The following is a 15,877-nucleotide window of genomic DNA, read 5'->3' on the forward strand; positions in this document are numbered from 1 at the left end:
CCGACACTATAACCATACTAGATACCAATGGAACCTAAAAAAGATGACTCCTGTACAGTACAGGAATCATCTTTTACAGATAGCCTAGGCCTTTTTTTTAAATGTCCTTTACAAAGGGTACACTTTACTTGAAGGATGCCTTTTTTCCCTATCTTTTTATGAGCATAGATAATTTTTTTAATCCTCTTTCCAACTCCGCTAAGGATACATAGGAATACGATATTCGGAGATGCTGCTGATCATTTTGATCATAAAGACTTCCCGGATTAAGCAGGATTCCTTCAGAAAGCGCCACATCAAATAATTTTCGTGTAGAAATTTTGGTCTTTAATTGGAGCCAAATATAAAATCCGCCTTTAGGAATCTTCCAGCTGGCGATGTCAGAGAAATATTGCTTCAGAATTTGGATTGTATAATCTCGGCGAAATTTAAGTTCCCTTCTTACCTGACACAAATGCTCCTCATACAATCCACTATCCATCCACTTCTTCACCATCAATTGGGAAAGAGAACTGGAACCATAATCCGTTTGCATTTTAATATCCGCAAGGCGATTAATAACTGGTTCAGGACCAACAAGCCAGCCAATTCGTAATCCCGGACTTAATGTCTTGGATATACTTCCTATATAAAGCACATTGCCTTGTTGGTCCTGAGCCTTTATCGGTTGGGGAGGCGGGGTCTCAAGCCATAACTCACCATATACATCATCCTCAATAATCGGAAGGGACTCCTTTTGACTGATTGCTAATAATTCCTGCCGTTTCGCATCCGTCATTAACGTCCCCGTTGGATTATGAAAGGTGGGAATGGTATATAATAATACCCCATCATGCTGCCGCTTTAACCGACCAATGGAATCTGTCTTGATCCCGTCTTGATCAAGCGGAAGCCCAAACAAATTCATCCCTGCCGATTGAAAAACATGAACAGAATTTAAATAGGAAGGCGTTTCATGTAAAATGACCGATCCTCGCTTTAATAAACCAATGGAAATAAGCTGCAATGCTTGAATCGCTCCTGAAACAATTAAAATGGAATCAGGTGAAACTTTAATGCCTTTTCTATTTAAAAATAAACTAATCGTCTGCCGGAGATGAATGCTCCCCTTCGGTTCTTCGTACCCGAGTGTCAGATTCTCCATTGGCCCCAACTGTAACATTTTTTTCATTACTTTATTGGGCAGTAATTCCGGAGAAAGTTCTCCTGTGCCAAGGCGGATAATAGAAGGATTGGCCTCTGCTTGATTAATTTTTTGAATCATGGTTTTATTCGGCTCATGAATTCCCGAATGCACATAATCAATCCAATTAGGCGGTGGTGTGGAAGCAAGCTGACTCCATGTGTTATTCATCACTTTAGTTCCACTTCCCACCCTTGTTTGAATAAAACCATCTGCTGCTAATTCCTCAAGCGCGGTGACGATTGTACTTCGGTTGACGGCAAATTGTTTGGCTAGCTCCCTTTGTGAAGGAAGTTTCGTTCCAACGGTCCACTCCCCATTTAAAATCTTCCCCTTTAAATATTGATAGATTTGCAGATGGAGCGGAATGGATGAGTATTTTTGGGGCTTCCATTCATTTTCAAACATATACTTCCTCCACTTTTTCTTTTTATTGTAACAAATTGGTTGGTTCATTTTCCATCCAATTGGTTGGAGACATCAAGGAAAACCTTCGATATTCTAAATAGGTATTGGAGGGGAGAATTTGTGGAACCATTTTTACATGGATTTATGCTCGCATTCGGTTTAATTCTACCATTGGGCGTGCAAAATATTTTCATTTTTAATCAAGGGGCAACACATAAGAGGCTTTCTAATGCCCTACCTGCCATTTTAACTGCAGGAGTATGCGATACGATCCTGATTATTGTCGCAGTTGCTGGCATATCAATCATTTTTTATCAATTTAGCGATTTGAGAACTATTTTAATTTTGATTGGCTTCCTTTTCTTAAGCTACATGGGATGGCTGATGTGGAAGAATTCTTCGCAAGGAAAGGCCAATCAAGAATCACAATTCTTTTCTGCAAAACGGCAAATCTTATTTGCCGCATCCGTCTCCTTGCTTAATCCCCATGCAATATTGGATACAATCGGAGTCATTGGTACAAGTTCAATGGTCTATACGGGGATAGAAAAATGGATATTCACAGGTGCTTGTGTCCTTGTTTCATGGATTTGGTTTTTATCATTAGCGATTGTCGGAAAGAAAATTGGTCAAATTGATACCAATGGAAAGTTATTATTTTGGATGAATCGAGCTTCTGCCATGATTATATGGGGAATAGCGATTTATATGGGAATTCAATTTTTCCATATGGAGAACTAGATAGTATAATAGGTTTTTACTTTGATTAACTGAAGAATTCAAAAGAAGTATATCAATCTTTTCAAAAAAAGAGGACTCGCTAGATAACGGATTCCGTAACTATCGCAAAACGTCAATTTACACAGGAAATGCAAACCCAAATGTAATCCTTTTTGCACTAGAAAATGTAGGACAAATGGTAAGGTTAGAGAAATTAAAAAGCATTAGAAATAGCAAGGGTTTATACCCTTGCTATTTCTGCTTTCAATGGCTAATTTTTCGGATTGCGAATGACGAATTATGCTCATTAAGAAGTTTACAAACCATTTTCGTCTCCTCCTTATCGATTTCGTGCAGGTATGAGAATTCATAGGCGGAGAATTTCCTGCTAATGTATATAGAGGAAGCTTAAAAAGAAGATATAAGCGGAGATATTCCGATTAACTGCTCTAAATAAGACAAAATTCAAAGTTTTGGATAATATAAACGGAAAAACTCCCCTTATTTTTAAGGAAATATGGGTATTTCCCAATTTAAAAGGAATTTTACCGTTTATTTTTCATACACAGTAAAATCAACATTCAGTTATAACAGAGGCTAACCTTAAATTTAAAAAAAACAATATTTTTCTGTATATCAATTGGCAAGTAAAAATGTAGGGGTACACTGGATATTGTACCCTACATTTTAATATACAAATTGCCCTACAAATTCACCTAAAATAATGATCGAAATCCCCTTATATCAACAAAAATAGACCTACAAATTACCATACAATTTGTAGGTCATTTTGCATTACATTTTTAATGTTTGCGATAGTTAACGGAACCCGTTATTCGATAGGAGTCCTCTTTAAACTTTTATAGAATGTAGACTAATTAATGTAATCAATATCTGTAATCACAGACTTATTAAATACAAATTTACCATCTTGTTTTATGATTGAGTGAACAGCCGTAGAAATGTTGTTGGAGTAAACATAGCCTTCAGCAACATTTGTCGCCGTCGCTTTTGTTTTTACTTCAACAATGACCTCTTTATCCGTCATACTTATAAATTTAATATTTTGAATCTCATAGTTGAGGTCCACATTTTTAAATAATTCTTCCATCTCCGCAATTAATTGCGAATCATTTCTTCTCTCTTTGACAATGTCTTTCAAGTATTCATTCATATTTTCTTCTGCAGTATTTTTTGTATTCCTTTTTATTAATTCAGTAATAGCAAGTTCATCTGCTTTAATTTGACTTGGACTCTTCTTCTGAGCAAGCTGCATATCAATCTTACTGCCATCTTTCACTAATACAAGGCCAACACCAGGAGCAAAGTAATAAGTGCTTCCAGACTGTAATTCTTGGAGCTCGATACAATTTTTAAACGTTCCGGCTATTGTTTTAACCGTTTTTGTTAGAGAAATGATTTTCGTCGTTGCATTTGAGTAAGTTACCTTTTTTCCTACATATAATGGGTAATTTAACCATTCAAAGGTTTGTCCACCCTCTTTTTCTTCTAGAGCATAATTCGTTTCTCTTTCAGAAAGAACTTCTGTTTTTCCATCTCTCGTTTTCCATACATTCCAACCGGATTTTTGATAAGAATATTTGAGGCTGATAATTCCGTCCTGAGCAACTTCATAAGTATATATTTGCGATTTGTCCATTAAAAATGATATTTTTTTCGTGAGTTTTAAATGCTTTGTAGCAACATAGCTTTTCTTCTTGTTAAAATAGATTTCGGACCAACCACTTTTGGTTCTAAACATTTACGATGCTCCCTTTTTTTAGCGTTGCTACCGTTTTAGATTTTGAAGAAGCACTTGCTTTAATACTTGTACTACTCACCTTTACAATTCCAGAGTAAACGGTCGCAGCCTTTGTTTCCGTCACACTTGGTGATAGAATACTAGCGACAATGGCTAAGGCAATTAAGATTTTGAACAAATAAGACTTTTTCATAAGGTTTCCCCCAAATTATGTTTTGTTTTTCCTATAACCACTAATCAAATAAAGGAAATTAAGCCATATATTACCATACAAAAGTATTTTATAGTATTTGAACACTATTAATCAAGAAGATTCAAATAAATTTAGATTACTTATAGATTCATAGAAATGCTCGTTTCCTTATTGGTTTCTATTTGTTTAGTGTTTAACAAAATCACCTACTGAACTGAATTAGAAAAATATTCTTATTTATTGTATCTAGGATAATAAAAGCAAAATCTCCTCAAATTAATTTTGAAGGAGATTTTTTATTGGTTATAAATTTTCTCTTAGACCTTTACTTCTTATAATAGATATATACTTTTTTTCATACACTTAAGTTAGAAAAAACATGACAAATAATCGCGCATCAACTCAAACAAAATTACAAATCAAAAATTGCATTCAACACAAAAAGTAAGATCACTATAAAAACGCAAATGCTTACAATTATTGCTCCAATTCTGCTAACGTTTTCTTCTTCTTTTTTCTGTTGTTTAATCTTTCTATATAGGCTTTGCACCTTTTTTTGTTTCAAATTCTTATTTTGTTCATCCTCGCTCATTGAACTCTCACCCTTTTAGAATCAATGGTAAAATGATTATCTTCTATAAACAATTTTACCATAAAGAAATCATTTCCAGTTGAAGCAAACAGCTTTAGAATATCATAGCTAAGTGAAGCAGAGGAACGTCCCCTCGCTTCCTTTATATGATTATAAATTTTTCGTTAAATTATTTTTTCACAGTTCAAATAATGGAAATAAAGTTATACAATTTACAATATACACCATAATGAATTATATAAAGAATCCAAAGATGAAGGACGATATGAAATGAACAATACTTCTAAAAATCAGTTAAAAAGGTTAATAGAAATTTTATTGGTTTCAACCAAACTCGGATTAACTTCATTTGGTGGCCCCATTGCTCATTTAGGATACTTTCATCATGAATACATTCGGAAAAGAAAATGGTTAGATGAGCAAAGCTATGCGGATCTTATCGCCCTTTGTCAGTTCCTGCCTGGACCAGCTAGTAGTCAAGTCGGCATTGGTTTAGGAGTCATGCGTGCTGGAGTATTAGGTGGAATATTAGCATTTATTGGTTTCACCCTTCCCTCATGTTTAGCTCTTAGTTTGTTTGCTCTTATTCTAAAAGGGATGAACATAAATAACGCAGGATGGATACATGGACTTAAGATTGTCGCGGTTGTTGTAATAGCTCAAGCCATTATTGGAATGGCTCAACAATTAACTCCAGATTTAAAAAGAAAATTGATTGCTCTTTTGGCCCTTGTTGGAACTCTACTATGGCAAACAACCTATGCTCAAGTTGTTATCATTCTTATTTCTGCCCTTTTTGGCTATTTATTCTTCAAGAAATCTGAAACCGAGGAAACTATCTCCCTGCAGGTCCCTATTTCACGTCGATTTGCCCTATTTTGCTTAGCCCTTTTCTTTGGCTTACTTTTTGTGCTTCCTATTCTTAGAGAAATTACCTCCGATAAATGGCTTGCTCTTTTTGATCGTTTCTATCGTTCTGGCTCCCTTGTTTTTGGCGGCGGGCATGTTGTTCTTCCTTTACTTGAACGTGAATTTGTTCCAACAGGATGGATAACGAAAGAAAACTTCTTAGCTGGTTATGGTGCAGCCCAAGCAGTACCCGGTCCGCTTTTTACATTTGCATCTTATTTGGGCACCTTAATAAATGGATGGAAAGGCGGACTTTTAGCGACTATAGCTATTTTTCTGCCAGCTTTTCTGTTGATAATAGGTACCCTGCCATTTTGGGATTCTCTACGAAAGAAACCGAAAGTCAGAGGAGCCTTATTAGGAGTCAATGCGGCAGTAGTTGGAATCCTAATATCCTCCTTTTATTCACCAATCTGGATAAGCTCTATTATGTCACCTCTTGACTTTGCTTTAGGTTCCATTCTATTCACTTTACTTGTATATTGGAAACTTCCTCCGTGGATTATTGTACTTTTAGGAGCACTTGGCGGCTCACTTACAACTTTTCTATAATCGTTCTTCAGCAATTAATCCTTTTTCCTGAGTAAAAAAATAGTGGTTGGATATATAATAGGAAAAATTCGTATGAGCTAAACATTGAGAAAGAAGCATTGGAAGAAGTAAAAACCCCATAAAGGAAATCAGCTATTTCCAATGGGGATAGCTGGTTTTAAAAATAAATAAAAAATCCAGTTGATAGTCAGTCTACTTTGTGTTACGATATACCTGTAGTAAGTTACACTAGATACCAATATCACTGAATAGTGAGGTTGCAAAAATATTTTTAAGAAGAGTAGTTGACACTCCAACTACTCAGTGTTACAGTATACATGTAATAAGTAATACTAAATAGTGTGATTTTCCAAAAGCTACTCAGTAAAAATTTTCCTTAATACTAAGTTATACTGAATATAAGTCAGACAAAATAGAGGAGGCTCTGAACATGGAAAATTTAACTGAAATGCTGAAGGGTTCACTCGAAGGCTGCGTGCTGGAAATCATCAGCCGCCATGAAACCTATGGCTACGAGATTACCCGTCGCCTAAACGAACTTGGGTTTACCGAGGTCGTGGAAGGGACGGTATACACCATCCTTGTGCGACTTGAAAAGAAAAAATTGGTGAACATCGAAAAGAAACCGTCAGACATGGGGCCGCCCCGCAAGTTTTACTCACTTAATGAGGCTGGCCGCCAGGAACTTGAATTATTTTGGAAAAAATGGGATTTTCTATCATCAAAAATCAACGTCTTAAAGTCAATCTAGCTTCATAAAATATTCCGTCCGATATTTTTGGAGTGTCTTGTTCAGCTTTATAAAAAAGGAGGAAAAATAACATGATGGAAATGTTTAAAAAAATGATTGGTGATAAAAAAGAATACAAGATGATGATGGCACGGGTTGAAGCCCTGCCAGAGGACTACCGGTTTGTATTTAAGAAAATTCAAAACTACATGTGGAATTTCGCAGCGGGCAACGGGATGGATATGCTACACATGCAGTATGAATTAATCGAGTTGTTCGAAGTCGGTGCGGCGGAAGGCAGACAAGTGCTAGAAATCACTGGGGACGACGTGGCGTCCTTTGCCGACGAACTGGTGGCAAACGCTAAAACCTATGTTGCCAAGTATCGTGAAGATTTGAATCAGAGTATCATGAAACGATTGGGAAAAAAATAAATTCAATAGATAATACCGACTGAATAGCTGGTTACAAATGTGAATTGCCACCATTGTTATTCAGTTATATTTTCAACCTGGTAATAAGTTATACAGATTATCAGTAAGACTAAATAGATGGGTATAGGTAATCCAGCCCAGTATGATACTTTTTATACGGAATAAAATATATTTATTTACAAATTAATTTTTGTTAATAAAAAATAAAATTAAATAAATTTTATTGATTAGCATTTTAATATTATTGATTTATTATCAAATCAAACAAAAGGAAATAAGCTTGCACAGTATAAGGCAAATTGAAAGTAGGAGGAAAAAACATGAGCAATGCAGCGATTTCTGTAAAAGGATTAAAAAAATCCTTTAAAGACAAAGAAGTCTTAAAGGGGGTTGATTTTGAGGTGCGGCGTGGCGAAATTTTCGCATTGCTGGGTTCGAATGGAGCCGGAAAGACGACGACGGTCAACATCCTCTCGACGCTGATGAAGCCCGATGGCGGTGAAGCAGGTATTTGCGGCTTTGACGTCCAACGTCAACCGGATCATGTTCGCCAAAGCATCAGCCTAACAGGGCAGTTCGCAGCTTTAGACGGCATGCTCACCGGGCGGGAAAACCTGATAATGATTGCCAAGTTGTGGGGAGTTTCCAATCCCGCTCAAGTCGCCAACAATCTGCTGGCAAGATTCAGCCTGACCGATGCGGCCAACCGCCGGGCGGACCAGTATTCCGGTGGAATGAAGCGCCGGCTTGACATCGCCATGAGCCTGATTGGGACGCCAGCTGTTATTTTTCTCGACGAACCGACGACAGGTCTTGACCCCGAAGCGCGGCTTGAAGTCTGGAATACCATCAAGGAGCTTGCCGGCGGCGGCACGACCATCTTGCTAACGACCCAGCACCTGGAGGAAGCCGAACAACTGGCGGACCGTATCGCCATCCTGCATGGCGGAAAAATCATCACGACCGGTACCCTAACCGAACTAAAAAAGATGTTCCCGCCAGCGAAAGTGGAGTACATCGAGAAGCAGCCGACATTGGAGGAAATTTTTCTCGCGATCATCGGCAAAAAGGAGGAAATCTAAATGAAAAGCAAAACAGGGGTATTACTAGGGCGTTTAATGCGCAACATCATGCGCAGCCCGGATACGATTATCACGGTGGCAATTACGCCGATTATGATGATGTTGCTGTTTGTCTATGTATTTGGCGGCGCCATAGAGACAGGCACTGACAACTACGTCAATTATTTATTGCCGGGAATCTTGCTGATGGCTATCGCATCCGGCGTCGCTTACACTTCCGTGCGGCTGTTTACGGATGTAAAGAGCGGGCTGATGGCGCGTTTCATTACCATGCCCATCAAACGCTCGTCAATATTGTGGGCTCATGTGTTGACCTCGCTTGTTTCCAATGCACTTACTGTTGTCGTGGTTATCCTTGTCGCTCTCTTGATGGGCTTCCGTTCCAGCGCTGATATCCTGGATTGGCTCGCGGTAACTGGGATTCTCGGGCTGTTTACGCTGGCACTGACATGGCTTGCGATCATTCCCGGATTGACAGCAGGGTCTATGGAAGGGGCGACAGCCTACTCGTACCCGCTGATTTTCCTGCCGTTTATCAGTTCGGCCTTTGTTCCCACCGAAACCATGCCTAAAATTGTCCGTGTGTTCGCTGAGAACCAGCCCGTGACTTCAATCGTAAATGCGATTCGTGCTCTCTTGTATGAAGGGTCTGTTGGCAACGGTATCTGGACCGCGCTTGCTTGGTGCGTCGGCATCATGGTCATCGCTTACTTCTTCGCCAGTAAAGCATTTAAACGCCAGTTAGGGTAAGTACTGCACTATGGGATTAGCCATATCAATAGTCAGCCGTTGCGATGAATTCATTTGCTATCACATGGAAGGCTGCTTAAATACAGGGGCAACCATCGACGAAATGATGAAAACTCTCAAAATTAGTGTGATTGGTAACGGCTCGATCTCTTAACCCAACGCGCGGTTTGCCATGCATGCTTTAGAAGAATTAACAGCGGGTAGTGCTCTTTCGCAGGAGGAGAAATGAAAAGAATAAAGCCCATCGACATAATTGGCAGTAAAAGAGTCGATTCCGAAGCAAAACCGCTTTAGTAACCAACGTCATTAACTTAAGGAACTATGGATTACATTTCAGTTGGAATGTGATCCATAGTTTTTTACTAAGTATAATTACAAATTTGGATAGTGAAGGATCACATAGTTATGTCTGGAATAAGTATTCTGAAATAGACACGACAGAACTTGAAATTACTAGATTGACATATGACTTAATGTAACTTTGGGGATTTCAACGATTTTTCCAACACTGTTCTGATAACAATTTTGATAATATTTATTTGATTTAACTTAGTCTCAATTATATCCTTATCTTAGCTCTATTCTATACTTTCTGTAAGCGCAAATAATTTCTTAATATTTTCTTCCCTATAAGAATCCGCCTAATAATTTGTTTCATTGATAAGCATGGGTTTCGCCAATAACAAATCTTATTAGCAATATGGTCAAATTCCATTTTCTCCACTTCTATGAAGAATCGGTATTTTATTTTTACATCATTAACATTTTTCCACTAACCTTAATCCATGTTTCAAGCAAAGAGTTTATGGTATTAATTTTCTTAAAAAGCAGTAATGTCTATTGAAAGAAAAATCTTGTTCAAAGGATAACTTAACGTTTATTGGGCCTCAAGTTTTCTTAACTTAATTAATATTGACTCTATTTTTCCTTTGAAATATCTGCACAAATTCTTCAGATCTTTAGAGTAAAATAATTGTATATTAACTGATTGAAAATAGGTGAATCTTTTGAAGAAACTTTCCGTTAAGCTTGGAATATTGTTCTTTTTAATTATTTTTGGATTAATTACATTTATGTTTTTCTTTTTGCATGAAGGAATTGTGGAATCAAGGGTTGAAGAAGAGCTCTTTTCCCTCCAATCAAGAGGAAATTCACACAGAGCAATCCTCGAAAAGCATTTTAATAAAGATATAATCGATCATGTCGTTTTAATGGAATCAGAATCGAATACGGATGTTGTAATTACGGACAAGAATAGAAAGGTTTTGGCCTCTTCAGCTCCTAGCAGTACTTTTAATAATTATTTAAAATCACCTGTTTCAAATTTGCCTAGAGATGGAGAAATTGTTGAAGATAAATGGGATAAAGAACCTTTCATTTCTACAGTTAGCCCTATAGAAAAAAATGGCAAACTAGTTGGTTTAGTCTATATGTTTCAAGATACAGCTTCGGTTCATTCTTTAATAAATAGATTAAATGAACATTTTGTATTATCAGGTTGGATTTCTGTCATTCTAACCTTTATTATTATCATCTTTCTTTCAAAAGGAATAACAAAGCCTTTAATAAAGATGAAAGAGGCCACTTCACAAATTAGTAAAGGACATTTTGATGTAATTTTACCAAAAACATCTGATGATGAATTAGGTGATTTGGCAAAATCCATTGAATTACTGGCTTCCAACTTAAATTATTTAACAGAAGAACGAAATGAATTTCTTGCAAGTATTTCGCATGAACTTCGTACCCCTCTAACTTATATAAAGGGGTATGCAGATATCCTTCATAAACGAGAATTGCCGATTGAAGCACAAAAAAAATATTTAGAAATCATTGTGGACGAAACAAACAGACTCTCTGATTTAATTAAAGAACTATTTGAATTAGCTAAATATGATAAAAATTCCTTTGAGATACAAAAAGAACCAATTGATTTAAATCAATTTTTTAAAAAGATCGAGCAAAAGCTCTCTCCTGCTTTTATAGAAAAAAATATGAACCTCAGTGCATATTGCCCACCCAATCTTGTAATAAAAGCTGATTCTCATAGACTGGAACAAATTTTATTTAACTTATTAGACAATTCTATGAAATATTCCCAAAATGGAGCTCAAGTCTTTTTGAAAGCTTGGAAAAGCAAAGATTTAATCCATATTATTGTTCGAGATAACGGAAAAGGAATTCCGGATAAAGATCTCCCACATATATTTAATCGATTTTACCGTGTAGATAAATCTCGAACAAGAACTCTTGGGGGAACAGGTCTTGGTTTAGCTATAGTCAAAGAGTTAGTTCAAGCACATGGAGCAGAAATACTTGTTAAAAGCAAAGAAAATATTGGGACTGAATTTGAATTAATTTTTAGAGGTGACTGACTATGAAGAATATTTTACTAGTTGATGATGAAATAATGATGCTCGATTTATTAGCCATATATTTATCTCCATTAGGATATAACTGCATAAAAAAGGAATCAGCAAAAGATGCCATAAAATATTTGGAATCCCATACTGTTGACCTAATATTATTAGATATTATGATGCCCGAAATGAATGGATGGGAAGCATGTCAGACCATTAGAAAGAATTGGGATACTCCTATTATAATGCTCACTGCAATGAGTGACAAAACAGATATAGTCAAGGGTTTAAATTTTGGAGCAGACGACTATGTTTCAAAACCTTTTGATGAAGAAGAACTGATTGCTCGAATTGAAGCAGTGTTACGAAGACATAAAACTGAATCGGGAAAAATATCTTTTAAAGGTCTTCTTCTCGAACAAGACTCCTATCAATTACTGTATAATGGAAAAGAAATTTCGCTAACTCCTAAAGAATTTGGAATGATGAGTTTATTCTTAAATAATCAAAATAAAGTATTTACAAGAGAGCATTTAATCACTTCTATATGGGGATACGAGGTTTCAACCGAGGACAGAACCATTGATTCTCATGTTAGAAATTTACGTGAAAAGCTAAGAAAATCTGGCTTTCCTGCAGATGAATACTTACTTACAGTATGGGGCATTGGATATAAATGGGCTGGAACCATATCATAAGTAAATGTGGTTTTCCCTGATATTAATACTCTAAGATAAAATTAGGGTATCCTATTTTAAATAAGGAAGGGGTATAATCATTTTAAATCAAAAAATAGAGGCCTAAATTAGCCCTGTTTAATCAGGATGTTTATAGGCCTCGAAGTATTTATTTATATAAAAAAACCTTCAGGTTGCCTTTCCTATCAAGGGTGGCAAGTAAAACGTTTTTTACCTCAGTTTGATATAACCTTTCTAAACTGGAATCCACCCAGCCTTCGTCCTTATGTATTTGATTTAATTCCTTATAATCAATTTTACCTTCCTTAATAATGATCCTTGGCAAATCGAAAAGCTCTGTTTCCATTTGGAAGGATGATGGTGAAATTGGCACGTATTTTGGATCCAAAAAGACGGAAATTTTACCATCTGGTTCCCATAGTGCTAATGCTACTTTTTTTACATCTTCTACCTTTTCTTCACGTAATTCTTCTAATAAGACATCAATTGATATTTTTGCTTTTTTTAATCCTTTATTAATGATTTCTCCATCTTGAACCACTTTAATTGGTGCACTGTTTAATAGCCTTCTAACCCGAGGCCATTTTAGGATACTAAATATTCCAACCAGATATAGGATAACCAATACACTTGTTGTAATGACGGACCCTTTAAGCCCAAGATGTTCGTCAGACAATGGATGGGCAATAATGTTTCCAATTACTAAAGTAATAACAAAATCAAGGAGTCTTAATTGAGAGATGGCACGTTGTCCTAAGACCTTGGCAACAATCACCAAAAAGAAAAAAGCAACAATAGCCCTAAGAATCCAATCAATAGCGGTAAGTGATTCCTGGTTTTGAAAAAAATCCATGTAAAACACATCCTTTATCCCAAAAAGCTACCATATAGTTTAACTCTGATTTTATTTTAGTAACCAACATTCAATGCTAATTTTTAAATAAATGGAATAAAGCAGAAAAAATACTCTGTGAATTATCGGGGCTTAAGTTGAAGAAGCTGATAAATAATATTCCTTTAATGGACATTACAATAACCTCATTTAGATACGTTGCGGTGAACCTTATCATAAATAGAACGAAAACACAAAAAAGAAGGAGGTTAAAATGATAAATAAATTAACTTCCTTCTTATATTTAATCTAAGATCTTATTTGATTGCCTTTATTTTTGCTATCGCTCCTTTATCTGCATCATTAAATTGGTGTGTGACAATGGAATAGGTCCCTTCCTCTTTCAAAGTAAATTCAACGACAGCTCCTCCACTTGCAGGTAAAAGTACTGTTTGTAATCCCTTCATACGATTATAAGGATTACCATCGATATAAACATCATCGAATACAGTTCCTACGACATGAAATGAACTAGTATGATTGGGACCAACATTGTCTACATAAAGTCTAACTTTATCCCCTACTTTTGCGGTTAATGGTTTCTCCTTTAGAGTAAAGGTATCACCATTCGTATTTTGATCACCTTTTTTCAATGCCTTCGTTGAAAATACCACTTGGCTTGGTTCCCCATCTCTCATATTCTGAAAATCGCCTTCCTTATACCATTCATTTTGAATAATGACAAACTCTTTATCTACTTCAGAATCAGTTGGATAGCCATTTTTGGGTTTTACAATAATGACACCGCCCATACCATTTGCAATATGGCCTAAAGTAGGATGTGAACCACAATGATACATAAACACCCCTGGATTACTTGCCGTATAGGTATAGTTTCCTTCATGATTAGGATTAACCTCTGAAAACTTTTTATCAGGTGCAGCATGTACGGCATGAAAATCCATACTATGAGATCTGGTAGGGTCCATATTTTTTAATTTAAAGTGAATAGTATCCCCTTCGTTAACAACTACTAATGGTCCAGGCGCTTCTCCATTATACGTCCAAGCATTATAAGTTAATGTTTTAGTTATGTTGATATTCGTTACTTGGGCTGTCATTTCAACATACACATCAGTACCATTTTTCGTTAATTTTATAGGCGTAGGTTTTTGGTTAATTTTTTGCTTTGTTACTTTTTTTGCATCAGAAATAGCAACATGGTCCTGGTTATTCTTCCCTCCCACTGAACAACCAGCCAAAGCTAAAGAAATAATACTGGCCAAAATTAAATTTTTAGACAATTTATTGTTGAACATAACCAACTCTCCTAAACATTTAAATCTTTACCTTAGCATAGCCTTCTCTATATGGAGAAAGTTCAATTGTAGATTGCAGATTTAGGCATGGATAATTCATCATATTATGTGTCATGACAAATTTGATTTGTTTTTCATTTTGTAAAGCCACGACCACATTACAATGACTAAGCCCTTTACTGTCCGGGTCACAGTTATCATCAGTCAAAACCTTTGCTTTTACTGGAGATGATAAACTGCCACTCTTGATTTTTACTATATATGTTCCTTTCTTCCCATTTTCCTGCCAATTAAATTGTTCTGAGTTAAAGGTCTGTTTGGCTTCCTCTTTGCTATTGTTTTTACTATTATTGAGTAAAAGTACCCCTCCTGCCAAAATGATAAGAACGAATACTGTTGTATAAATTAATAGACCTTTTTTCATTTTGATCCCCCTCGTAAAATAATATTGTTTATATGGGAGTAGATAATTTAAATTAAAAATTACTGCTATTATCTTACTTTAAAAATATGCAGAATCTATAGAGATAGTGTTGCAAAATAATGAAGGAGAAAAAATAGAAAGTATAATCTGCGCTGTAACAAAAAATGAACCTTCAACCGAATGAAAAATATTTTTGAGGATGTTGCCAAGGTAGTAAAAAAAGGATAAAAGCATCTTAACGGGTTCCGTTAACTATCGCAAACATTAAAAATGTAATGCAAAATGACCTACAAATTGTAGGGTAATTTGTAGGTCTATTTTTGTTGATATAAGGGGATTTCGATCATTATTTTTGGAGAATTTGTATATTAAAATGTAGGAGTACAATATCCAGTGTACCCCAGCAAAATACACGACATTTTTACTTGCAAATGGATCTACAGAAAAATATTGTTTTTTTTAATTTAAGGTTAGCCTCTGTTATAACTGAATGTTGATTTTACTGTGTATGAAAAATAAACGGTAAAATTCCGTCTAAATTGGGAAATACCCATATTTTCTTAAAAATAAGGGGAGTTTTTCCGTTTACATTATCCAAATCTTTGTATTTTGTCTTATTTAGAGCAGTTAAGCGGAATATCTCCGCTTATATCTGCTTCTTTAGCTTCCTCTCTATACATTAGCAGGAAATTCTCCGCCTATGAATTCTCATACCTACACGAAATCGATAAGGAGAAGGCGAAAATGGTTTGTAAACTTCTTAATGAGCATAATTCGCAATCCGAAGAATTAGCCATTAAAAGCAGAAATAGCAAAGGTATAAACCCTTGCTTATTTCTAATGTTTTTTAATCTCTCTAACCTTACCAGTTGTCCTACATTTTCTAGTGCAAAAAGGATTACATTTTGGTTTGCATTTTCCTGTGTAAA

At 35.8% G+C, this 15,877-nt stretch carries 16 protein-coding genes; 9 read left to right on the forward strand and 7 right to left on the reverse strand.

The features are described 5' to 3' along the window. The coding region (locus ACE38V_RS21995; protein ID WP_375839666.1) for an IS3 family transposase at nucleotides 1-88 on the forward strand (88 nt) is incomplete at its 5' end. A gap of 60 nt (nucleotides 89-148) precedes the next feature. Here ACE38V_RS21995 and pdxR read toward each other — a convergent pair. Further along, a complete protein-coding gene (gene pdxR, locus ACE38V_RS22000) occupies nucleotides 149-1,591 on the reverse strand; it encodes a MocR-like pyridoxine biosynthesis transcription factor PdxR (protein WP_375844761.1) in 1,443 nt (480 codons plus the stop codon). Between the two features lie 120 nt (nucleotides 1,592-1,711). Here pdxR and ACE38V_RS22005 point away from each other — a divergent pair, with 120 nt between their 5' ends. Further along, nucleotides 1,712-2,332 (forward strand): LysE/ArgO family amino acid transporter, encoded by a 621-nt coding sequence (locus ACE38V_RS22005; protein ID WP_375844762.1) that lies wholly within the window; start codon nucleotides 1,712-1,714, stop codon nucleotides 2,330-2,332. Between the two features lie 853 nt (nucleotides 2,333-3,185). On the opposite strand, the gene ACE38V_RS22010 is transcribed toward ACE38V_RS22005, so the two are convergent. The 3 genes from ACE38V_RS22010 to ACE38V_RS22020 all read right to left on the reverse strand — a co-directional run bounded on the left by ACE38V_RS22010 (nucleotide 3,186) and on the right by ACE38V_RS22020 (nucleotide 4,858). Then, complete coding sequence (locus ACE38V_RS22010; RefSeq protein ID WP_375844764.1) at nucleotides 3,186-4,073, reverse strand: hypothetical protein; 888 nt, start codon at nucleotides 4,071-4,073, stop codon at nucleotides 3,186-3,188. Continuing rightward, nucleotides 4,066-4,266, reverse strand: a complete 201-nt coding sequence (locus ACE38V_RS22015; protein WP_375844765.1) for a hypothetical protein — start codon at nucleotides 4,264-4,266, stop codon at nucleotides 4,066-4,068. Before ACE38V_RS22015 ends, ACE38V_RS22010 begins: the two co-directional genes overlap by 8 nt. Before the next feature lie 412 nt (nucleotides 4,267-4,678). After that, nucleotides 4,679-4,858, reverse strand: coding sequence for a hypothetical protein (locus ACE38V_RS22020; RefSeq protein ID WP_375844767.1), 180 nt, complete (start codon nucleotides 4,856-4,858; stop codon nucleotides 4,679-4,681). Nucleotides 4,859-5,128: 270 nt separating this feature from the next. Here ACE38V_RS22020 and ACE38V_RS22025 point away from each other — a divergent pair, with 270 nt between their 5' ends. From ACE38V_RS22025 to ACE38V_RS22055, 7 genes are all read left to right on the forward strand, one after another. Beyond that, nucleotides 5,129-6,319: a chromate transporter gene (locus ACE38V_RS22025; RefSeq protein ID WP_375844768.1), complete on the forward strand. Its 1,191-nt coding sequence runs from the start codon at nucleotides 5,129-5,131 to the stop codon at nucleotides 6,317-6,319. 430 nt (nucleotides 6,320-6,749) lie between these two features. Then, on the forward strand, nucleotides 6,750-7,070 hold the full coding sequence (locus tag ACE38V_RS22030; protein ID WP_375844770.1) for a PadR family transcriptional regulator: 321 nt from the start codon (nucleotides 6,750-6,752) through the stop codon (nucleotides 7,068-7,070). A gap of 71 nt (nucleotides 7,071-7,141) precedes the next feature. Beyond that, a complete protein-coding gene (locus tag ACE38V_RS22035; RefSeq protein WP_375844771.1) occupies nucleotides 7,142-7,483 on the forward strand; it encodes a DUF1048 domain-containing protein in 342 nt (113 codons plus the stop codon). A gap of 320 nt (nucleotides 7,484-7,803) precedes the next feature. Continuing rightward, complete coding sequence (locus ACE38V_RS22040; RefSeq protein ID WP_375844772.1) at nucleotides 7,804-8,565, forward strand: ABC transporter ATP-binding protein; 762 nt, start codon at nucleotides 7,804-7,806, stop codon at nucleotides 8,563-8,565. Further along, complete coding sequence (locus tag ACE38V_RS22045) at nucleotides 8,566-9,315, forward strand: ABC transporter permease (RefSeq protein ID WP_375844774.1); 750 nt, start codon at nucleotides 8,566-8,568, stop codon at nucleotides 9,313-9,315. A gap of 1,007 nt (nucleotides 9,316-10,322) precedes the next feature. Beyond that, nucleotides 10,323-11,690: a sensor histidine kinase gene (locus ACE38V_RS22050; protein WP_375844776.1), complete on the forward strand. Its 1,368-nt coding sequence runs from the start codon at nucleotides 10,323-10,325 to the stop codon at nucleotides 11,688-11,690. A 2-nt stretch (nucleotides 11,691-11,692) separates the two neighbouring features. Continuing rightward, entirely contained in the window at nucleotides 11,693-12,373 is a 681-nt protein-coding gene (locus ACE38V_RS22055; RefSeq protein ID WP_375844778.1) for a response regulator transcription factor, read from the forward strand. 148 nt (nucleotides 12,374-12,521) lie between these two features. Here the strand turns inward: ACE38V_RS22055 and ACE38V_RS22060 are convergent, their stop codons facing one another. The 3 genes from ACE38V_RS22060 to ACE38V_RS22070 form a co-directional block, all read right to left on the reverse strand. Continuing rightward, on the reverse strand, nucleotides 12,522-13,226 hold the full coding sequence (locus ACE38V_RS22060) for a DUF421 domain-containing protein (RefSeq protein ID WP_375844780.1): 705 nt from the start codon (nucleotides 13,224-13,226) through the stop codon (nucleotides 12,522-12,524). 296 nt (nucleotides 13,227-13,522) lie between these two features. Further along, a complete protein-coding gene (locus ACE38V_RS22065; protein ID WP_375844782.1) occupies nucleotides 13,523-14,524 on the reverse strand; it encodes a multicopper oxidase domain-containing protein in 1,002 nt (333 codons plus the stop codon). Nucleotides 14,525-14,543: 19 nt separating this feature from the next. Further along, nucleotides 14,544-14,948 carry a hypothetical protein gene (locus ACE38V_RS22070; RefSeq protein ID WP_375844784.1) on the reverse strand — a complete coding sequence of 135 codons (405 nt, stop codon included), beginning with the start codon at nucleotides 14,946-14,948 and terminating at the stop codon, nucleotides 14,544-14,546. Nucleotides 14,949-15,877: the final 929 nt, after the last annotated feature.

Origin of the sequence: Cytobacillus sp. Hz8 (assembly GCF_042263505.1) — a bacterium.
Lineage (GTDB): Bacteria > Bacillota > Bacilli > Bacillales > Cytobacillaceae > Bacillus_BE.